Genomic DNA, 17,686 nt, shown 5'->3' with positions numbered 1-17,686 from the left:
GGGACGGTCACCGGAAAACCCTGCCCGCCATGAGCACAAGCCCGGCACCGTCGTCGCCGTGGAAGTACTCGTCGAAGAGGAGGCAATCCCGCCAGTGCGGGTTGTTCTGGAACTTCGCCACCTCCCCGAAGACCGGGCGCCGGCCGTTCCGCCACGATGAATTGCTCTCGCTCCGGGTCCTCCCGGGCGCCGTAACGGCCATATCCCGCCGGTCAGGCGCATCAGGGGTGGAGACGGAGCGCCCTGATGAAAATGAGAGCGGGGCCGGCCCGGCGCTCTTTCAGCGTGCCGGTGCCGCCATCGGCCTCTTCTGCTCCTCCGATGCCGCAGCCTCGAGCGCGTCATGAAGCGCCGAGCCGGCGAGCACGAGGGCTTCCGGCGTGACCATGCCCTGGGCGATGAGGTATGCGTTGGCATCGCGGAGCGCTTGCTTGAGCTCCTTCGCCCAGAGATGCTCGATGAGGAAGAGCGCGGCGGCGCTGTCGTTCGGGATGGTGTCCGCAATTGTGCGGACATTCTCCTCGGTCATACCGAAGGTCCGCTGGGCAGCCGCCGTGGCGCCGGCCTCTGCACCTCTCCGTGCCCCCTCCTCGCCGCCGGCTCCAAGGCCGATGAGCGCGCCGACGGCGGCGCCGAAGCGTTGCCGCTCCTCATCACTGAGCTGCGTGGCCTCCATGCCCTCGACGTTCCCGTCCACATCCTTCCAGACAAACCGGACGTCGATCAGCCTGACGACACCCGCTTCCATCGCCGATCCAAGCGCCTGCCGGATCTGGCCGTGGAAGTCCGGGTTCTTGAACCCGATGACCAGGAGCTGCATCGGCCCATACATAACTTCAGCCATTTTCCCATTCCTCCTATGACAGATGCATAGATTGTCTGCCCGCACCCGTGATCCATTGCCATCGTGCCAGAATACGAATGCAGCGACAGAGCAACTCTGCCTGCGAACGTCTCGTCTCTCTGGAAGTGCGCACACCTGAGGCGGGTCGAAATCAGGATACTCAATCAAATATAAAAAGGTAATTATAAATCAGATACCCTCAAACCTTCAAATAAGCACCGGATTCAGTGCCCCGCCTCCTCGAACCAGCCCCGCCCATAGCTCTCTTCTTCTCCCATCACGGCCCGGATCAATGCGCCATCTGGTCGATCGCCGCCGTCACGGCAAGGACGAGCGCATCGTCGTGGCCCGGCTCCACCTCCACGCCGTAGGTATCCCGGACCCGGAACCACTTCTTCGAGACCTCGGCAACCCGCTCCCGCCGCCCGGCCTCGATCCGGTACTCGTGGTCGAGGATGTTCCCCTGAACCTCCCAGTCCTCCTGCCCGGGGATGCTGACCGTCCACCGGTCCCGGAGCGGCGCGATCAGCGCCTTCTTGATCGTCGCCGCCGTGCCGCCTTCGCCCCCCTCGATCTCCATCGTATCCTTGATCCGGAGCATCCGCTCCTGGATCGTGTAGAGGTCCTTCCCCTCCTTGCTCTGGATGATCAGGGTGTTCCTCACCCGGAGCGCTTTTCCGTCCACCTTGAACGCCCGCTCTCCCGCCGCGTCCTCGATCCAGTAGTCGTCCCCGATGGAGACGAGTTTCTCGCGCATCTTATACCGGTGTGTCCCGCCGGCCTCTTCGCGCCCCTTAAGGCCGCCTTCAGTTCTTCTTCGCATCATGGTTCTCATCTCCCCTGCCGATACCCGCAAGGTCGCTCTTCACGTTTTCTGCTGCAAACCAACTCTCGCGGCGCCCACTACCCCGTGCAGTTCAGGTCTGCGTAAAGGTTCCGCTGTTCGTCCCGGACGGCCTGCACATACGGGCGGATTGTCTGGATGGCCTCCGGGACGGTCGCATCGTCGGGGAGGTCCTGCACGGCCCGGTCGAGGTCTTCATACGCCGCGTTGAGCCTGTCGAGCCGGATGTTGGCGACCTCTGCTGCGGAATCCCTGACCTTCTCCATGGCCGACTTGACCTGGTCCCGCCCATCCCGGATATCTCCGACAGAAGATCTCAGGGTGGTGTTCTCCATATTCTCAAGCGCTGCTCCGAGCTCTCCGAGGTCCTGGCAGAGCTGCGCCTCCGCCTCCTTTTCAGACGGCTGGACGCATCCGGCACCGGCACAGGCCAGGATGAGGACCAGCGCAACGAACAGTATCCCCGTTTTCTTCATACCCATCTCCAGGGCAGAGTGGCTGCCCTGTGCCGGGTGATAACAGGAATTATATATAATTATCCCGATGCATTGCGGCGAACCAGGTATCACGCAACGGCGCCCCCGCACGCCCCCATACGGGAGAAAATAGTAGCAGGATACGCTTCTTTACGGGCAAAGAGGGGAGAGGTCGTGCCTGCAGGCCGGGGTCACCGATCCGGCCCCCCTCTCCGGTCACCCCGGCAGCCGGAACGCAAATATGATGGCCGCGATGCCGCCGACGATGGCGAGCCCCGCAAGCAGCAGCACCAGGCCGACAGCGGCGACGAACGGGTTTACGATCAGGATCAGGCCGAAGATGATGCTCAGGATGCCGAGGACCCCGGTCCCCCACCCGGCACCGGAGAACCCCTGCGCCATATAGACAGCCCCGATGATAAGCCCCTCCACGCCGATGACGATGGCAAAGACGGTCGGGATGAGAACGGCGCTGTAGAGCGGATAGGCGAGCACGAGGATTCCTGCAACGACGCCGAGGATACCGACCAGCAGTTTCCAGCCCCGGCCGGTTTTATCCGTAAAGAGGCCGATGAACGCGACGATACCGTTGAATAACCAGTATAGGCCGAGGAACGTGACGAGGAGCGTCAGCGTCGGGATGGGGTAGATGAAGAAGAGAACGCCAAAGATGACCGCGATAACGCCGAGCAGCAGCACGAGCCAGCGTGACGGGGCCAGAGCAGAGCCGGACTCATAGGTGCCGGCACCGAACTGCGTGTTAACCATAACAACACCATGCGGAGGGATCACTGCCACCATATATACGTATCTCCACCATCCCGGAACACCGGCTCCGCCGGGAACGAACCGATGCGGGGGAGATGTGAGTCGCGAACCGTGCGTCCACGGTCCGCGGCACCTCCCGGGCAGGCCGTAACCACCTTCACTACCGGGCAGCAGGCCTCTCTACCGGTTGGGGGGCGGAACCCTCCTTCCTGTAGACGAGCTTGCGGGCTTCTTCCCCGAGTACCTGTTCGGGGGTCATATACCCGAACAACTGGATGATCCGGGCGACGAGCCCCGTCCACCCGGTCTGGTGGCTGGCGCCGATCCCGGCCCCGTTGTCGCCGTGGAAGTACTCGTAGAAGAGGAGGTAGTCGCGCCAGTGGGGGTCGTCCTGGAACTTTTGGGCGTAGCCGAAGACCGGGCGCCGGCCGCTCTCGTCGCGGAGGAAGACCCGGGTCAGGCGCCGTGCAATCTCCTCGCTCACCTGGTAGAGGTTCATCTGGTTTCCCGACCCTGTCGGGCATTCTACCGTAAAATCATTCCCGTAATACGCATAGAGGTTTAACAGCGCCCGGATCAGCATGACATTCATCGGGAACCATATCGGCCCTCGCCAGTTGGAGTTCCCGCCGAACATGCCTGTATCGGAATCCGCCGGCAGGTACTGCACCCGGTGCTCCTGCCCGTCCTGGTAAAAGACATAGGGGTTGTGCAGGTGTGCGCGGGAAAGGGACCGGATCCCGTAGTCGCTCAGGAATTCGTTCTCGTCCAGCATCCGTGAGAGAACCTTCTGGAGCCTCTCTTCGGTGAGCAGCGAGAGGTGGAGCCGTCCTCCGACGCCGGGCCGGCCGATGCTGGAGATGGTGGACGCCATGCGCGTATGGTACCGGTTGAACCATTGAGCCCGCTCCACGAAACCCGGCATCTGCTCGATCATCTCCCGGGTAAAGACCGTGCTTGCAGCGAGAGGCAGCAGCCCCACCAGGGACCGCACCTTGAGACGGGTTGCGCTCCCGTCGGGCAGGCGGAGGAGGTCGTAGTAGAACCCGTCCTCTTCGTCCCACATGCCCTCCTGGTTCTCACCCATGGTGTTCATCGCCGATGCGATCCAGACAAAGTGTTCGTAGAATTTGGTTGCCATCTCTTCATAGACTGGATCGTGAACGGCGAGCTCGGCGGCAATATCCAGCATGGTCTGGGCAAAGAGGGCCATCCACGCCGTCCCGTCGGCCTGCTCCAGGTAGCCTCCCGTGGGCAGAGGCGCGCTGCGGTCAAAGACCCCGATGTTGTCGAGGCCGAGGAACCCGCCCTCGAAGACGTTCTGGCCGGCGCGGTCCTTGCGGTTCACCCACCAGGTGAAGTTCATCAGCAGTTTCTGAAACATCCTCCCCAGGAACCGGGCGTCCCCCGCGCCAAGAAGTTCCTTCTCCGTGCGGTAGATGAACAGGGCGGCCCAGGCATGCACGGGAGGATTGACATCGCTGAAGTTCCATTCGTAAGCCGGGATCTGGCCGTTCGGGTGCAGGTATCGTTCGCGCAGCATCAGGTCGAGCTGATTTTTGGCAAATTCCGGGTCCACCATGGCAAGGGCAACGGTATGGAATGCCAGGTCCCATGCCGCATACCAGGGATACTCCCACTTGTCGGGCATGGATATGATGTCGGCGTTCACCATGTGGAACCAGGAGGTGTTCCGGATTGAGATCTGCCGGCCTGCGGCGGCATCTGAGCCGTGCTCCCGGAGCCAGCGGTCGACCTCGTAGAGGTAGTACTGCTTCGTCCAGAGCATCCCGGCAAGCGCCTGGCGCATCACGTTCGCTGCATCCGGGCCGACCGACGGGGGGGTGATGTTGCCGTAGAATGCGTCCGCCTCCCGCTTTCGCTGCGAGAGCACGTTCTCAAAGAAGTTCCCGAAAGGTGCCTCCTCCCCGGAGGCCGGGGTCTGGTTCAGCCGCAGCCGTATCCTCTGCACTTCGCCCGGACCGAGGGCCAACCGGTAATGCGCAGAAACCCTGGTCCCGGAACCCTCCGGGTTCACGGCACCGGTGCGCCCCTCGACGACGTAGTTGTTGATGCCGTCCTTCACGTAGGGGCTCGCGTTCGGGGTGCCGAAGAGGCGTTCCGTGTTCGTCTCGTTCTCGGTGAAGAGGAGGTCGGGGGCGCCCTCACAGTAGAGGTAACACTGCCCGAGATCTGGATGGCCGGCCGCGATCACGCTGGTCCCCGGCGGACCCTCCGTCTTTTCGAGGGAAGGCCTCTCCGCACTCCCTCCGGGTCCCCAGGTGTTGCGGAACCAGAGGGTGGGCAGCAGATGGAGGGATGCCTCGCCCGGGCCGCGGTTATGCACGGTGATCTGCACCAGGATATCCTCCGGGGACGCCTTCGCGTACTCCACGAAGACGTCGAAGTAGCGGTCGCCGTCGAATATCCCGGTATCGATGAGCTCGTACTCCAGGTCATACCGGTTGCGCTGCCGGTTCGTCTCCACAAGGTCGTTGTACGGGAACGCGGCCTGCGGATACTTGTAGAGGTACTTCATGTAGGAATGCGTCGGGGTGTTGTCCAGGTAGTAGTAATACTCCTTCACGTCCTCCCCGTGGTTCCCCTCGCCATTGGTCAGGCCGAAGAGCCGTTCTTTGAGGATGGGATCGGCACCGTTCCAGAGGCTCAAGGCAAAACAGAGGAGCTGGGAGTCGTCGGAGATGCCGGCGATCCCGTCTTCCCCCCACCGGTAGGCGCGGGACCGGGCCTGATCGTGCGTGAAGTAGGCCCAGGAATTGCCGTCCTCCCCGTAATCCTCCCTCACCGTTCCCCATTGCCGTTCGCTCAGGTAGGGCCCCCACCGGCGCCAGGGGATACCGCCGTCGCGGATCTCGAGCAGCCGTTGCCCCTCCGACGTACCGGGCACAAACGTTGCAGGTGTCATGCGCGAGCCAGACTATCTAGTGTGTAATATATTTTTCGATGAATTGAATTCCGGGTTGCCCCGATGGCACTATGCAGCGTCTGATCTCTCGCTCCTGTGAGAACAGGGGCACACGTTGACCGGTACGGCAAACGGAACGGGGGGTGGCCTCGTCGCTGCCGCCGGATCGGTCCTCTGTTCTCCCGTACGAAGGGTATACTAGCCGGCAAAATACCGGACAATTACATTAATATACACCGGGTCCGTCTGACGCATTCGCATCGAGGGCTGATATGATGGATAACTCCGCAGATCCGGTTTCCCCGGCATCGGCGGCAACCCCACAGGGCGTGCTCCTGCCGCTTGCGCTGGCGCAGTTCATCTGCAGTTACGCTGCCTCGAACATGAACGTGGCCATAAGCAACATCGCCACCGACCTGGGGACGACGGTCAGCGGCGTCCAGACGACCATCGCCGTTTTTACACTCACCATGGCAGCCCTGATGATCCCCGGCAGCAAGTTGACGGATATCCTGGGCCGCACGTACCTCTTCAGGCGGGGCCTCCTCGTCTACGGCGTGGGGGCGCTGATAGCGGCAGCGGCGCCGGGGCTCGGGATCCTGATCCTCGGCTACTCGCTCCTCGAAGGCATCGGGACCGCACTGCTGATCCCGCCCGTGTATATCCTCGCAACCGTCTTCTATCCCGACCTCACCTCGCGCGCCCGCGCCTTCGGGGCGATCAGTGCAGCGGGCGGTATCGGGGCGGCAGCGGGTCCGCTGGTCGGCGGGATCATCACCACCGCGATCAGCTGGCGCGCAGCCTTTGTCGTGCAGGCCCTTGTCGTCGGCATCGTCATCATCCAGAGCCGGTCGATCGTCGATCCGGGTGTGCAGGGCCCAAAACCAGGTTTTGACATCGTCGGAACCATCCTCTCGGCGGCGGGGCTCTTCTTTATCGTGGTCGGCATCCTGCAGGCCTCGACGTACGGCTGGTTTAAGGCCAGTCAGGACTTCGTCGTCGGCAACACGGTCGTGATCCCGCAAGGCGGCATATCGCCGGTATGGGTCTTCGTGCTTGTCGGGGTGCTCTTACTGGCCTGGTTCTTCTGGCACATCCGGTCGATGGAGCGGGCGGGCAAGGAGCCCCTGCTCTCCACCAGGCTGTTTCAAAACCGCACGTCGAACCTCGGCCTCGTCACGCAGAACATCCAGTGGCTGGTCCTGCTCGGCCTCTCCTTTGTGGTGTCCGTCTACCTGCAGACGGTCCGGGGCTACAACGCTATCGAGACCGGCCTGATCCTTACGCCGGCGACGATCGGTATCCTGCTCTCCTCGATGGCCGCGGGCAGGCTGGCGCGGAGGCGTTCCCAGGCAACGCTGATCCGGGCGGGGTTCGTCGTGACGGTAGCCGGCGTGCTCCTCCTGCTGTTGCTGGTGCGGGAGACCTCGAACGTCCTTACGTTCGTGCCGGGCCTCTTTCTGGTCGGCATGGGCGTCGGGGTCATGCTGACGTCCTCGGTCAACGTCGTCCAGTCCAGTTTCCCCGAGGAGGACCAGGGGGAGATATCGGGCCTCTCGCGCAGCGTCTCGAACCTGGGCTCATCGCTCGGCGTGGCCATTGCGGGCACCGTCATCGTGTCCAATCTGGTCACGGGGAATCTGGGCTACGCCCTCGCCCTGGTTGTTCTGGTGCTGTTTGCTCTGGTAGGTCTCGCAGCCGCGTTCATGCTGCCCGCGGGTCCGGTGTCCCGGAGCCCGGAGCCCGGGCCCGATCCCGCCCGATGACGGTATGTTGGCGGTCGCAGGAATCCCCGGGTAGCCCATACCAGCGGGTCATAGAGCCATATCTGCACCATCAACCCGGAGGCCTTCGAATGCGCACCTGCCGGGGGGTCGAGAGAACCCCGGTCAGGGCTCCTCTCGTCTTTCGGGTGAAGGGCCGTGGTTGTCCGGCGGGAGTGAGTGCGGCATTCCCGCCCGGCGTATGAGGTAGTAGCCGCCGCAGAGAGCAATGATGATCAGCGCGATCCCGATGAGCTCGCCCGCGGTCGCCGAGCCGAGGAGGATGACCTTTCTTGCGATGGCGATGATCGCGACGAGGATGATGATCTCGACATGGAACTCTCTTCTTTCGAGGTAGGCCTTTATCGTCTCCAGGAGTTCCAGGCCGATGAGGATCAGCAGGAAGTACCCGAAGAGGTCGAAGAGCTTCTGGCTGGTAAGCCGGTAGAGAGGCCCCTCGAACAGCCCTGCGAACAACAGCCACCCCAGTTCGAAGAGTGCGAAGAGCAGTACCACCACCAGGAAGGCCATGAGCACGATGTAGGTAAAACGCTCAAACAACTCCAGCCAGCGGCGCATGCGCAGGTCCTCCTGCAAGCCCATATAAAAATATATCGAGAGCATCGCTGTTTTCCTTCCCCGGGATTGTCGTCGTCCTCCCGGTCTCGTGCGGTGCAGAGGGGCTTTCACCACCACGATTGCCGCAGGTGCATGGGGGCACGGCACGAAACGTTTGGGAGCAAGGTTCATATAGCAAAGTGCGCATCCTACGGCACGCTGGCATGGTAAGAACTCGGGGTTCGTCCCTCTCGCGGCATTCGGGTGGAACGATGGATGGATCGAAGGTGATCGACGGAATCAGGAAGGGGGTTATGGCAATCGCCATCGCCTTCGTCATCGCCACCCTGATCCCCGTACTCCTCGGGTTTCTCTTCTCCGTTCCGACCGGGAAGATTTTTACCCTGATCATCTCCACCCTCGTTCTCCAGGCAAACGCCGCCTTCGTCGGCATGGGACTTGGCCTGCATCCACTGTTCATCCTGGTCGTCATGACGCTCGTGGAACTCGGGATCGTCCTCGCCATCTACGAGATCTTGGACACGTTTGCCGAGCAGTCGGAGAGAGTCCAGCGTTTCACGAAGAGCACGGAAGAGAAGATGGCGAGGTACCCGATCTTACATAAGTACGGCGCAGTCACGCTCATCATCCTTCCTGCGCTCCCGGTGATCGGCCTTTACTCAAGCGTCGTCATCGGGTGGCTTCTGCGCTGGAACAAGGTCCAGTCGGTCTTCTTCGTCACGCTGGGATGGGTCATCGTCACCGGGCTCCTCCTGCTCGTGGCGCTCGGGTTCCTCCAGGTGATCTTTTAATCGGGGTGGGGAGTGCCCAGAAGAAGCGCCGGTTCCGCCGTCACGTGAGCGGTGCAGAAAGGGCAGGGGCAGCCCTGACTCCGCACAACGGATTGAGTTATATAGTCGAACCGGCATCCTGCTCCGGAGGCGCGCTATGTCTCTTGGTCCAGTCGAGTATATGGTCATCGAGTTTCCGGGAAACCAGTTCAAAGGCGAGATCATCCCGGCGTTGCGCGAGGTGGTCGATGCGGGTATCATCCGCATCATCGACCTCGTTTTCGTGAGGAAAGACGAGCAGGGCAACGTCAGCGTGATGGAGCTTGCCGACCTCCAGAAAGATGCGGCGGATGCCTTCGCCCCGCTTGCACGGGAGGCGAGCACACTCTTCGCCGAAGAGGATGTGGAGAAGGTCAGTGAGATCATGGAGAAGAACAGCTCCGTGGCGCTGCTCCTCTTCGAGCACGTATGGGCAACGAAGTTCCGCGACGCCGTTCTCGCCGCCGATGGAAGGTTGATCGCGGGCGAACGTATCCCAAAAGAGAGGGTGGACGCCGCGCTGGCATGGCGGCCAGCGGAGCAGGAAGCACTGGAGGCGGCACCATGAGAGGCGGCCGGCCGGGCCTTATCGGCACCGTGGCCCGCACCGCGGTGATCGCAGGAACAGCCACCGTGACCACCCGGGCTGTCGATAAGAGGATGCAGGAGAGGGAGATGAAGAAGGCGGCGCAGGTGCAGCAGCAGGTGCAGGCGCCTGCCCCGACAGGGATAACCCAGGAGGAGAAGATGGCTCAACTCAGGGAGCTCGCGGAGTTGAAGCAGATGGGAGCCCTGACGGAGGAGGAGTTCCAGCAGGAGAAGCAGAAGATCCTTGCGCAGTAGGACTGCAGGATTCACCATTTTTAGGCACGGAGTCCGGCGCCCGGGCTGCCCCGACCCCTCTCTGCCGCGGGCGTGTCCGACGGCCCCCTCCCCTGCGGGGCAATCTCCGCTACATCGAGGGTGGGGCGGGGTCGTCACGGGCGCGGCCATCGTCTTCTTTGCCTACATCGGGTTCGATGCGGTCTCGACGACGGCCGAGGAGGTCAGGAACCCCCGGCGAGACCTCCCCGTCGGGCTCATCGGTTCGCTCCTCATCGCCACGGCGCTGTATATCGCGGTCTCCCTGGTGCTCACCGGCATCGTCCCCTACCCTGAGCTGAACGTTCCGGCACCGGTCGCCTTTGCTCTCGACTGGATCGGCATCCCCTGGGGCGGGGCGCTCCTCGGGATCACCTCGGTGCTGCTCGTCCTCCTCTTCGGCCAGACCCGGATCATCTTCGCGATGTCCCGCGACGGGCTGCTCCCCGCGGCGTTCGGGAAGGTGCACCCCACCCTCCGGACGCCGGTGAATGTCACCCTCGTCGTCGGGCTGGTCACCGCCGCCATCGGGAGCCTCCTCCCCCTCGGTGCGGTCGCGGAGCTGGTGAACATCGGGACGCTCGCCGCCTTCATCATCGTCTCGGCCGGGGTGATCGTCATCCGGCACACCCGGCCCGATGCTCCGCTGCCGTTCCGGGTCCCGTTTGTCCCGGCAGTCCCGCTCCTCGCCATCTTCTCCTGCGTCTACCTCATCGTCGCCCTGCCGACCGTCACGCACCTCCGGTTCGTGGTCTGGCTCCTGATCGGGCTTGTCATCTATTTCGCCTACGGGAGCCGCCGGACGGGGGCGGTGGGGGAAGTGGGGTGAGGCGCGGGAGAAGATGGTGGCGGAGAGGGATGGGACGCCCTCCGGGCCGAGATGAGGTCACCCAAGGAGCATCGCAACCTTCTGCACCAGGGCCTCAGCCGCACTCACCGCAAATTCCGCTTCGGCCGCAGATATTACACCTACGGCGTCCTAGACCGAACTGTGCCGTTTACGGCGCATACGGTCGAAGATGAGAACGTCACCCTCACCAAGGAAGAGCCCGGCAAACTTTACCAGATATGCTGGTTTGCACCGTCCGGACGGTAACCCTTTGCGAACATCAGGGCCCGGCCGGCCTGGAGGACTGCGTTGTAGGCGATGTTGTATGCCCAATCGCAGTCGGTCGAAAGAAGTGTACGAGCGGTATCAATATCCCGACGGGCGAGAGCCATCGCGTCGTCTACTTTCTTCCGGTCGAGAGGGAGCCTCTTGATCAGCCCCTGCCTCTCAAGGTCTTCAATCATCGCAGGTCCCGATGATCATGATCTTTCTCTCACCCATTACATTCTTTACGAAAGGATCTCCGCCCTCCCTTCTTCGCGCAAACTCGCTAGCAAGCATGAGCGTGTAGTTGATCTCACGGTTGATCGCGCGCTCGCTCGTATTCACGAGCGGGATCAGCACCTCTTCGTTCACATCGCCCACGATGAAGAGGTCGATATCGCTCCTTCCCCCTGCGGTACCTTTTGCAAACGATCCGTAGACGAACATGCACTCGATATTCTGCAAGGAAGAGAGATTCTCCCGGATAACTCGTGCAACCCCTTCCGTCTTGAGCACGAGTTGCTGGAGGTCGGTGTAGAGGAAAAAATCACGGTTGACCGTGAAGTATTGCTGGTTCCCCCGCCGTCTCCCGACAAGAAGTCCAAACGATTCCAGGTTTGCAAGCTCGCGGCGCACTCCGTTGATGTTCTCGCCGGTCATGCGGACGATCTCGCGGACGTAGAACTCGCTCTCCGGGTTGAGGAGAAACAGGGTGAGGAGTTTCACCCGGACCTTTGAGGAAATGAGCGCCTCAAGCATGAATACATATTGTATTCATTAGGATAAATAATGTATTCATCCGGATACAAAAAGTATTCACATTTCAGACCCACAACAAACCCTGCGGGGCCCTACCGGGTGCTGCACGCCGCCTCGATATCTGCGAGGTCGTAGACGAGGAACCCCTCATCGCGGAGCCGGTCTTTCCCCTCGACGGCGCCCGCGACGAGGCAGAACCGCTCGTGGGGGTAGCGGTCGGCACGGATGTGCTCCGCTTTCTGCACGAGACGCCACCACTCATCGAGTTGGGCATGCCCGGTCTGGCGGTCGACGGGATTCTAATCGTGATTGGTACTCAGGGCTTCGCTGCCGGGGGCGGATCAGTGGGACCAGGCACACCGGTTTTAGTTTGATGATCTTGGCGCCGGTTCCTTCTCACTACGGGTCTGGCGCCGGCGATGCCCGGTAGTATCGGATGGAGTCGCGGGTTGGCCACCCGGCTTCGGTTGCCGACCGGCGATAGGTTTCGATCGAGAGATCACCTTGGTGGCGGCCTTGACCACGGAATGGCCAGAAAGCAGCACTTTTTCGCCGGCCGGGTGACGGAGCGGCTGCAGGAACCCGGGGCGCCGGTAGTGAACGTCAAAGCCAACCGCAGCAACACATTGCAGCGTATGCTAACCCGCCCGGACAGCAGTGTCCGTCGATCCCGCAGGTATGTTTATGTGGACAAATTGTAAATACCATTTACAATATGTCCACCACGAAGCAGGGGATGATCCAGCGGGATGCGGAGGTACAGATCCGGTCGCTTGCTCTCGGCTTTCCAGCAGTCGCCGTCGTCGGCCCCCGCCAGTCGGGAAAGACGACGCTCGTCCGGTCGGTATTCCCGCAGCTGCCCTACGTCTTGCTCGAAGACCCCGACACCCGCGCCTTCGCAGAGGAGGACCCCCGCAGTTTCCTTGCACAGTACGAGAAGACCGGGGCGGTCCTCGACGAGGTACAGAGGGTCCCGGAGCTCTTCTCGTACCTCCAGGGAGTCCTTGATGCGAATCAGAGGCCAGGACAGTTCATCCTCACTGGGTCCCAGAACTTCCTGATGATGGAGCGGATATCCCAGTCGCTTGCCGGCCGGGTCGGGATCGTCAAACTCCTCCCCCTCTCAATGGGGGAACTTGCCCGTGCCGGGGTAGGGATTGAACGCTACGAGGACTTCCTCTACGCCGGCCTCTTCCCCCGCCCCTATAGCAGCAGCATTCACCCGCGAGACTTCTACTCGTCGTATATCCAGACCTACATCGAGCGCGATCTCCGCCTTCTCAAGCAGGTGCAGAACCTCTCGGCGTTCCAGACATTCATGAAGATGTGCGCCTACCGGTCCGGCCAGGTGGTGAACTACTCGTCCCTCGCCCATGACTGCGGCATCACCCACAACACGGCGAAAGAGTGGCTCTCCCTCCTGGAGACGTCGATGCTGATCATCCAGGTCAGGCCCCATCACAAGAACTTCAACAAGCGGCTTGTCAAGATGCCCAAACTCTACTTCACGGACCCCGGTCTTGCTGCACACCTGGCCGGGATACAGGGTGCCGACGACCTCGGTTACCACCCCCTGAAAGGAGGGCTCTTTGAATCGCTCATCATAACGGAGTTCCTGAAGTTCCGCTTCAACCGGGGCAAAGAGTCCAACCTCTACTTCTGGCGGGACAAACTCGGGCATGAGATCGACTGCATCATCGAGTATCAAGGGTGGGATCCCATCCCAGTCGAGATCAAGTCCGGCAGAACGGCAAGTTCCGACTTCTTCAGCGAGATCGCGTATTGGAACGGGCTCTCCGGCAACGCCCCGGATCGCTCGTTCGTGGTCTACGGGGGCGACCAGTCCCAGCGCCGGGCGGCAGGGCACCTGGTCGGGTACCAGGATCTCGAGCCGATTACCCGGTACCTGGCGTGAGAGGAGCCCGGCGACCAACCCCGTGATCTCCGCTGGCTTGAGGTACTCGAGCCGGTAGATCTCAGGGCCTTTCCGAAACAGCCTGAGGGTGCCGTCCTCGGAGCCGGGCGTTACCGGCGGCGGGTCCACGGCACCCGGCGGTGCCGGCAAGGATCATCGGCAGGCCGCCCCCGCCACTCCTGCCCGGGGTATCAGCCTCTTCCCAGACGTCTCATTCCGTTCTCAGTCAGGCGGTACTTCCGTGTCGGGCTTTTCTGGGTGAGACCGACTGTATCATCTGAACAAATCCCGCCTGAATCGCCAGTCCCCTCTCGGGCTACTTACTCCCGGAGCTGGCTGCAGTAGTTCCAGTGTCTCATTGCCGTTCTTCCAGTTTCTTCAGCCACTCCCGGAGCGCAGGTATATCGGACCGCGCTGTCTCCCAGACGATCTCAAGACTGACGCCGAAATAGTGATGGATGAGTTTGTCCCGCATACCGGCGATGAACCGCCATGGAATCTCCGGATGCCGCTCCGTAAACCGGGGCGGAAGGTTTTTGATTGCTTCCCCAAGAATCTCCAGATTCCTGATAACCGCATCCTGTGTCCTGATATCGCTGATAAACTCGCTGTACGTCATCTCCGAAGTATACGACAGAATGCGTTCGATAGCCTCAGCAATATCACCGCAGAGAAGGTGGATCTTCGACCGTTCAGGCATACGCGACCTCGGCAGCCACCCGCTCCCGTATGATGGGTTTCAGGGCATCGGGTGTCACCAGATCGACAGGGGCGCCGAGATTTCGTGAAAGGAACTCTTCGAGCTCGAGGAAGGCGAAGAACCCGATCGGCCGGGAGAACTCGACGAGGATATCAATATCACTCGCTTCGGTCTGTTCGCCGCGGGCAACCGAGCCGAAGATACCGATCCGACTGACCGAAAACCGTGCGGCAATATCTCCCTTGAGGCGCTGCAGGGTCGCAAAGATCTCTTCCCGGGACTGCATAGATACTGGTGTTTTGGCAGGGATTGCTAATAGTTGCTTCGGCCCGGTGGTTGCGAGATGCGGATCGGAATACATTTCTCCGGGACATCGAGCCGGTAAATCTCAGGGCCTTTCCGAAACAGCCTGAGCGTGCCGTCCTCGGAGCCGGGCGTTACCGGCGGTGGGTCCACGGCACCCGGCGGTGCCGGCGAGGATCATCGGCAAGCCGCCCCCGCCACGATAAGGAGCAGCCCGACGAGCGGCATGAGGAAGAGACCGTATATGGGGCCGGCAAACTCCATGATGCCCGGTGCGGGCACGGGGGTGACATCCAGGAGCGCACCCAGTGCCAGGAAGAGCGAGATGATGCCGAGGGCTGCGACGACGACGGTCGGTATCCGCACCCACGCCCGGCAGCTGTCCGGGAGGGAGGAGAGGAGGAGTGCCGCGGTCGGGGGGAGGAGGAACATGATCTGGAAGGCGGGGTCCGCGAGATGATAGGGCACAGCCCATGCGAGAACTCCCGTCCAGAGCGCTAGAACAGCACAGACAGCCGCAAACGGGATGCCCCAATACCACCGGGGCGACTCCCGGCGTATCGCCCGCAGGAGCTGAACCGATCCCGCAAGCGAGATGACAGAGAGCAGGAATATGATGCTCCGGGAACGGATGAGGCCATGGGACGCAAGCGTCACCGCCATTGTCGCCCAGAGGAAGAAGAAGATCGCGCTCGCGGTGATGAGCGGTTTGGCCTTCATTCCCGCCTCACCCCCCGGCGCAGGAGCGCTATCGCGCAGGCGACCGTCGCCGCACCATCGATCTCGATCCGTTCGACGGGCGCCTCCACCGGGCTCTCGACAGCCACTGCCGGGAGGATGAACAGGGAGAAGATGAGAATGACGTGAAGATACTTCATTGGATCAATTCCGACCTTCCGGGATGCCCGGTCTCGTCAAACAACCAGCCCGGCGCGCCGGCCGGCAGAATGGAAGGCCTATTAGTGAGTGATTGTGATGAACGCCATATATCTCTTCTGTGCAGTTCGTCTCCGCCGGAGCATCGCACCCTGCGATCTTCGAATGCCGGCCCATCGCCCTTCGCGGCCTCGCGCGAGTAGATGGTGCCGGGACAGCGATGCAGTCTCGCCCGAAGGGCTTTGCTCCTCGCGTCTTCGGCCATATCAAACTCCAGCCGTCGTTTCATACACAACCCTCTCCGCCAACCTGATCTCCCGCGGGGCAAAGATGACCAGCGCCCGGGGGTTCTCATCGATGGCGGCCGGCGGCCGATCCCCCTCCGGCGGATCCCTCGGATAAATCTCGATGGTGTTCCAGACCTCCGTGGTGGCAAAGGAGATGAACTTCAGCGGCCGGAGCGTGCCGTTCTCGATGGCGTAGATGTTTTTGTAGGTGTCGTCATAGGTCCGGTTCTGCTCGTGGTAAAAGACCTTCAGGCTCATCCCTCTTTTGCCGTAGGAGATCCCATCGAACGGGATATCGTCGACGGCGACGAGGGCTCCGAGCGGGTGTGCGTGAGGAGGGTGGTAATCGAGCCGCTGGGACGAGAGGTAGGTACTCCCATTCTGGAGGACAAAGGCGGAGTGCACCCAGGACTCCCCTCTCATATCGGCGAAGAAACTGAACTGGATGTAGGTGAACGAGCCGTTCGCATCAAAATCCATGACGAGCAGCGGAGACCTCGCCGTCCGGTTGTCAAACGGGATCTGCTCTTCCATCGCCTCCCAGATCTCGGTGAACGGGAGGTTGTACCGCTCCACCGGGAGGACGGGAACGGTCTCATAGTGTATCGTCTCGTAGCCGGGCGGGACGTAAGTAGCACGCCAGAAGACGAAGATCACCACGATGGCGATGCCGAGGATAAGCCACCGATCTCTCATGCGACTACCCTCCCGGCGATGAGGTAGCCGCCGTCTGCCGTGCCGATGCCCCGGAGTGAGTAGGGATCGATCGGCCGCTCCTGTCGCGAGATCTCGCTGCCTGCAGTATCCCTGCCGGCGGCGGTGACCGAGAGATAACCACCCCGCGGCGCGACCATAACCCCGGGGACGGCCACCCCAGCAGGGAGCCCGATGCCGGCCGCGACGGCGACGATACGGTGGCGACCCGTTGCGGGCGGTTCCTCCTCCGTCATAGTGGGAGATGTGACGCGAGATTATATGCGGTTTCTGTGCCGACCGTCTACCCTGGAGCCCCGGTTTTTCTGAAACCCGACGATGGGAGACACCGGCAAAGCGCAAAGGTAATGGCTCCCTACTCCAATTCTTGGAGCATGCGACGCTGGCCGGCTGTTGTACTCCTGATCACCCTTCTCTTCGCCATCCCCACCTCTGCGGCCGTCGTCTATACGATCAGCCCGGCCAGGGATTATGTGCCCGACCGCCCGCCACAGGATATGACATCCATCGAGTGGTGGCAGGTCCCGCCCCAGAGCCTGATGAGCAGCATGCTCATCGGAGTCTCCCCCGAACTCCTGGTCGTCGTGAATGTCCTCTTTCTCCTGAACGTCTGGCTCTTCTTTGGTTATCGTCGGATCATGAAACGCACCGCCCTTGGGCACGAGACCCGGACGGCGATCTACGACCACATCCGCACTCACCCGGGCATCCGCCCCGCCACCCTCGCCGAGGACCTCGGGATAAACCGGGGAACCCTGAGGTACCACCTCGAGAAGCTCCAGGAGGTCGGGATGATTGTCACCACCGCCGTCGGGGGGCAGACGGGGTACTTCGAGAACCGGCAGAAGTATTCGGTTCTCGAAGCGAAGGTGCTCATCCCCCTCAAAAACCCGAAGACGCGGGAGCTCCTCTTTGCGCTGCTGGAGAACCCACGGATGTCGCGGCGGCAGCTTGCCGAACGGCTCGGGATCACCCCCTCATCGGTCTCATGGCACATCCGAAGGCTGGAAGGCGATAGGATCATCCTCCGGGAAAAGACAGGGGGAGAAGTCCGGTACACCCTCTCGGGAGAGGCGGCGGCGTTTGTCGGGGAGCGAGCGGGCCTGCTACGCGCCGGGGGTTGCCGCGAAGGGGTTGGTGCCGGGAGCGAGGGGTGAGGATGCCTGCGA

General features: G+C 62.0%; 23 protein-coding genes. 7 read left to right on the top strand and 16 right to left on the bottom strand.

Features of this window, described 5'->3' with window-relative positions; translation table 11 throughout:
• Positions 1-7: 7 nt before the first annotated feature.
• The 6 genes from QZ408_RS00780 to QZ408_RS00755 all read right to left on the bottom strand — a co-directional run bounded on the left by QZ408_RS00780 (position 8) and on the right by QZ408_RS00755 (position 5,858).
• Entirely contained in the window at positions 8-202 is a 195-nt protein-coding gene (locus QZ408_RS00780; protein WP_292488858.1) for a hypothetical protein, read from the bottom strand.
• Positions 203-280: 78 nt separating this feature from the next.
• Positions 281-844: a DUF1269 domain-containing protein gene (locus tag QZ408_RS00775; protein ID WP_292488856.1), complete on the bottom strand. Its 564-nt coding sequence runs from the start codon at positions 842-844 to the stop codon at positions 281-283.
• A gap of 289 nt (positions 845-1,133) precedes the next feature.
• Positions 1,134-1,670: an LURP-one-related family protein gene (locus tag QZ408_RS00770; protein WP_292488854.1), complete on the bottom strand. Its 537-nt coding sequence runs from the start codon at positions 1,668-1,670 to the stop codon at positions 1,134-1,136.
• Between the two features lie 77 nt (positions 1,671-1,747).
• Positions 1,748-2,164, bottom strand: a complete 417-nt coding sequence (locus QZ408_RS00765; protein ID WP_292488853.1) for a hypothetical protein — start codon at positions 2,162-2,164, stop codon at positions 1,748-1,750.
• A gap of 216 nt (positions 2,165-2,380) precedes the next feature.
• Entirely contained in the window at positions 2,381-2,932 is a 552-nt protein-coding gene (locus QZ408_RS00760; protein WP_292488850.1) for a DUF308 domain-containing protein, read from the bottom strand.
• Between the two features lie 160 nt (positions 2,933-3,092).
• Positions 3,093-5,858: a glucosidase gene (locus tag QZ408_RS00755; protein WP_292488849.1), complete on the bottom strand. Its 2,766-nt coding sequence runs from the start codon at positions 5,856-5,858 to the stop codon at positions 3,093-3,095.
• Between the two features lie 272 nt (positions 5,859-6,130).
• Here QZ408_RS00755 and QZ408_RS00750 point away from each other — a divergent pair, with 272 nt between their 5' ends.
• A complete protein-coding gene (locus tag QZ408_RS00750; RefSeq protein ID WP_292488847.1) occupies positions 6,131-7,624 on the top strand; it encodes an MFS transporter in 1,494 nt (497 codons plus the stop codon).
• Positions 7,625-7,747: 123 nt separating this feature from the next.
• On the opposite strand, the gene QZ408_RS00745 is transcribed toward QZ408_RS00750, so the two are convergent.
• Positions 7,748-8,200, bottom strand: a complete 453-nt coding sequence (locus QZ408_RS00745; protein ID WP_292392580.1) for a phosphate-starvation-inducible PsiE family protein — start codon at positions 8,198-8,200, stop codon at positions 7,748-7,750.
• Between the two features lie 251 nt (positions 8,201-8,451).
• Between QZ408_RS00745 and QZ408_RS00740 the strand changes: the two genes are divergently transcribed.
• The 4 genes from QZ408_RS00740 to QZ408_RS00725 all read left to right on the top strand — a co-directional run bounded on the left by QZ408_RS00740 (position 8,452) and on the right by QZ408_RS00725 (position 10,699).
• On the top strand, positions 8,452-8,991 hold the full coding sequence (locus QZ408_RS00740; RefSeq protein WP_292488846.1) for a small multi-drug export protein: 540 nt from the start codon (positions 8,452-8,454) through the stop codon (positions 8,989-8,991).
• Between the two features lie 136 nt (positions 8,992-9,127).
• The gene (locus QZ408_RS00735; RefSeq protein WP_292488844.1) at positions 9,128-9,577 is read left to right on the top strand and encodes a DUF6325 family protein; all 450 of its coding nucleotides are present in this window, start codon (positions 9,128-9,130) and stop codon (positions 9,575-9,577) included.
• Complete coding sequence (locus QZ408_RS00730; protein WP_292488842.1) at positions 9,574-9,852, top strand: SHOCT domain-containing protein; 279 nt, start codon at positions 9,574-9,576, stop codon at positions 9,850-9,852. Before QZ408_RS00735 ends, QZ408_RS00730 begins: the two co-directional genes overlap by 4 nt.
• On the top strand, positions 9,842-10,699 hold the full coding sequence (locus tag QZ408_RS00725) for an amino acid permease (protein WP_292488840.1): 858 nt from the start codon (positions 9,842-9,844) through the stop codon (positions 10,697-10,699). The genes QZ408_RS00730 and QZ408_RS00725 overlap by 11 nt, the downstream gene beginning before the upstream one ends.
• Before the next feature lie 230 nt (positions 10,700-10,929).
• Here QZ408_RS00725 and QZ408_RS00720 read toward each other — a convergent pair whose 3' ends face one another.
• The 3 genes from QZ408_RS00720 to QZ408_RS00710 form a co-directional block, all read right to left on the bottom strand.
• Positions 10,930-11,163 carry a hypothetical protein gene (locus QZ408_RS00720; RefSeq protein ID WP_292488838.1) on the bottom strand — a complete coding sequence of 78 codons (234 nt, stop codon included), beginning with the start codon at positions 11,161-11,163 and terminating at the stop codon, positions 10,930-10,932.
• A complete protein-coding gene (locus tag QZ408_RS00715; RefSeq protein ID WP_292488836.1) occupies positions 11,156-11,722 on the bottom strand; it encodes a nucleotidyltransferase domain-containing protein in 567 nt (188 codons plus the stop codon). The genes QZ408_RS00720 and QZ408_RS00715 overlap by 8 nt, the downstream gene beginning before the upstream one ends.
• 92 nt (positions 11,723-11,814) lie before the next feature.
• Positions 11,815-11,967: a hypothetical protein gene (locus QZ408_RS00710; protein WP_292488834.1), complete on the bottom strand. Its 153-nt coding sequence runs from the start codon at positions 11,965-11,967 to the stop codon at positions 11,815-11,817.
• A gap of 470 nt (positions 11,968-12,437) precedes the next feature.
• On the opposite strand from QZ408_RS00710, the gene QZ408_RS00705 reads away from it, so the two are divergent.
• Positions 12,438-13,637 carry an ATP-binding protein gene (locus tag QZ408_RS00705; protein WP_292488832.1) on the top strand — a complete coding sequence of 400 codons (1,200 nt, stop codon included), beginning with the start codon at positions 12,438-12,440 and terminating at the stop codon, positions 13,635-13,637.
• A 355-nt stretch (positions 13,638-13,992) separates the two neighbouring features.
• On the opposite strand, the gene QZ408_RS00700 is transcribed toward QZ408_RS00705, so the two are convergent.
• The 6 genes from QZ408_RS00700 to QZ408_RS00675 all read right to left on the bottom strand — a co-directional run bounded on the left by QZ408_RS00700 (position 13,993) and on the right by QZ408_RS00675 (position 16,753).
• Positions 13,993-14,337, bottom strand: coding sequence for a DUF86 domain-containing protein (locus QZ408_RS00700; RefSeq protein WP_292488831.1), 345 nt, complete (start codon positions 14,335-14,337; stop codon positions 13,993-13,995).
• Entirely contained in the window at positions 14,330-14,623 is a 294-nt protein-coding gene (locus tag QZ408_RS00695; protein ID WP_292488829.1) for a nucleotidyltransferase family protein, read from the bottom strand. Before QZ408_RS00695 ends, QZ408_RS00700 begins: the two co-directional genes overlap by 8 nt.
• Before the next feature lie 194 nt (positions 14,624-14,817).
• On the bottom strand, positions 14,818-15,360 hold the full coding sequence (locus QZ408_RS00690) for a hypothetical protein (protein WP_292488826.1): 543 nt from the start codon (positions 15,358-15,360) through the stop codon (positions 14,818-14,820).
• Positions 15,357-15,518 (bottom strand): hypothetical protein, encoded by a 162-nt coding sequence (locus QZ408_RS00685; RefSeq protein WP_292488825.1) that lies wholly within the window; start codon positions 15,516-15,518, stop codon positions 15,357-15,359. Before QZ408_RS00685 ends, QZ408_RS00690 begins: the two co-directional genes overlap by 4 nt.
• A 264-nt stretch (positions 15,519-15,782) precedes the next feature.
• Positions 15,783-16,499: a hypothetical protein gene (locus QZ408_RS00680; RefSeq protein ID WP_292488822.1), complete on the bottom strand. Its 717-nt coding sequence runs from the start codon at positions 16,497-16,499 to the stop codon at positions 15,783-15,785.
• On the bottom strand, positions 16,496-16,753 hold the full coding sequence (locus tag QZ408_RS00675) for a hypothetical protein (protein WP_292488820.1): 258 nt from the start codon (positions 16,751-16,753) through the stop codon (positions 16,496-16,498). The genes QZ408_RS00680 and QZ408_RS00675 overlap by 4 nt, the downstream gene beginning before the upstream one ends.
• 138 nt (positions 16,754-16,891) lie before the next feature.
• On the opposite strand from QZ408_RS00675, the gene QZ408_RS00670 reads away from it, so the two are divergent.
• A complete protein-coding gene (locus QZ408_RS00670) occupies positions 16,892-17,674 on the top strand; it encodes a winged helix-turn-helix transcriptional regulator (protein ID WP_292488818.1) in 783 nt (260 codons plus the stop codon).
• The last annotated feature ends 12 nt before the right edge of the window (positions 17,675-17,686 follow it).

This window comes from Methanoculleus sp. 10, from assembly GCF_913757945.1.
Classification (GTDB): domain Archaea; phylum Halobacteriota; class Methanomicrobia; order Methanomicrobiales; family Methanoculleaceae; genus Methanoculleus.
Note: the sequence above shows the minus strand (reverse complement) of the source record. Positions and strands in the feature narration are given on the sequence as shown.

What these genes read in the sequence shown, in the direction of transcription:
- QZ408_RS00745 (WP_292392580.1), bottom strand. Translation starts at nt 8,200, where the DNA reads ATGCGCCGCTGGCTGGAGTTGTTTGAGCGTTTTACCTACATCGTGCTC.
- QZ408_RS00720 (WP_292488838.1), bottom strand. Translation starts at nt 11,163, where the DNA reads ATGATTGAAGACCTTGAGAGGCAGGGGCTGATCAAGAGGCTCCCTCTC.
- QZ408_RS00675 (WP_292488820.1), bottom strand. Translation starts at nt 16,753, where the DNA reads ATGACGGAGGAGGAACCGCCCGCAACGGGTCGCCACCGTATCGTCGCC.
- QZ408_RS00715 (WP_292488836.1), bottom strand. Translation starts at nt 11,722, where the DNA reads ATGCTTGAGGCGCTCATTTCCTCAAAGGTCCGGGTGAAACTCCTCACC.
- QZ408_RS00680 (WP_292488822.1), bottom strand. Translation starts at nt 16,499, where the DNA reads ATGAGAGATCGGTGGCTTATCCTCGGCATCGCCATCGTGGTGATCTTC.
- QZ408_RS00775 (WP_292488856.1), bottom strand. Translation starts at nt 844, where the DNA reads ATGGCTGAAGTTATGTATGGGCCGATGCAGCTCCTGGTCATCGGGTTC.
- QZ408_RS00750 (WP_292488847.1), top strand. Translation starts at nt 6,131, where the DNA reads ATGATGGATAACTCCGCAGATCCGGTTTCCCCGGCATCGGCGGCAACC.
- QZ408_RS00765 (WP_292488853.1), bottom strand. Translation starts at nt 2,164, where the DNA reads ATGAAGAAAACGGGGATACTGTTCGTTGCGCTGGTCCTCATCCTGGCC.
- QZ408_RS00705 (WP_292488832.1), top strand. Translation starts at nt 12,438, where the DNA reads ATGTCCACCACGAAGCAGGGGATGATCCAGCGGGATGCGGAGGTACAG.
- QZ408_RS00690 (WP_292488826.1), bottom strand. Translation starts at nt 15,360, where the DNA reads ATGAAGGCCAAACCGCTCATCACCGCGAGCGCGATCTTCTTCTTCCTC.
- QZ408_RS00735 (WP_292488844.1), top strand. Translation starts at nt 9,128, where the DNA reads ATGTCTCTTGGTCCAGTCGAGTATATGGTCATCGAGTTTCCGGGAAAC.
- QZ408_RS00700 (WP_292488831.1), bottom strand. Translation starts at nt 14,337, where the DNA reads ATGCCTGAACGGTCGAAGATCCACCTTCTCTGCGGTGATATTGCTGAG.
- QZ408_RS00695 (WP_292488829.1), bottom strand. Translation starts at nt 14,623, where the DNA reads ATGCAGTCCCGGGAAGAGATCTTTGCGACCCTGCAGCGCCTCAAGGGA.
- QZ408_RS00780 (WP_292488858.1), bottom strand. Translation starts at nt 202, where the DNA reads ATGGCCGTTACGGCGCCCGGGAGGACCCGGAGCGAGAGCAATTCATCG.
- QZ408_RS00685 (WP_292488825.1), bottom strand. Translation starts at nt 15,518, where the DNA reads ATGAAGTATCTTCACGTCATTCTCATCTTCTCCCTGTTCATCCTCCCG.
- QZ408_RS00740 (WP_292488846.1), top strand. Translation starts at nt 8,452, where the DNA reads ATGGATGGATCGAAGGTGATCGACGGAATCAGGAAGGGGGTTATGGCA.
- QZ408_RS00670 (WP_292488818.1), top strand. Translation starts at nt 16,892, where the DNA reads ATGCGACGCTGGCCGGCTGTTGTACTCCTGATCACCCTTCTCTTCGCC.
- QZ408_RS00760 (WP_292488850.1), bottom strand. Translation starts at nt 2,932, where the DNA reads ATGGTTAACACGCAGTTCGGTGCCGGCACCTATGAGTCCGGCTCTGCT.
- QZ408_RS00770 (WP_292488854.1), bottom strand. Translation starts at nt 1,670, where the DNA reads ATGATGCGAAGAAGAACTGAAGGCGGCCTTAAGGGGCGCGAAGAGGCC.
- QZ408_RS00755 (WP_292488849.1), bottom strand. Translation starts at nt 5,858, where the DNA reads ATGACACCTGCAACGTTTGTGCCCGGTACGTCGGAGGGGCAACGGCTG.
- QZ408_RS00730 (WP_292488842.1), top strand. Translation starts at nt 9,574, where the DNA reads ATGAGAGGCGGCCGGCCGGGCCTTATCGGCACCGTGGCCCGCACCGCG.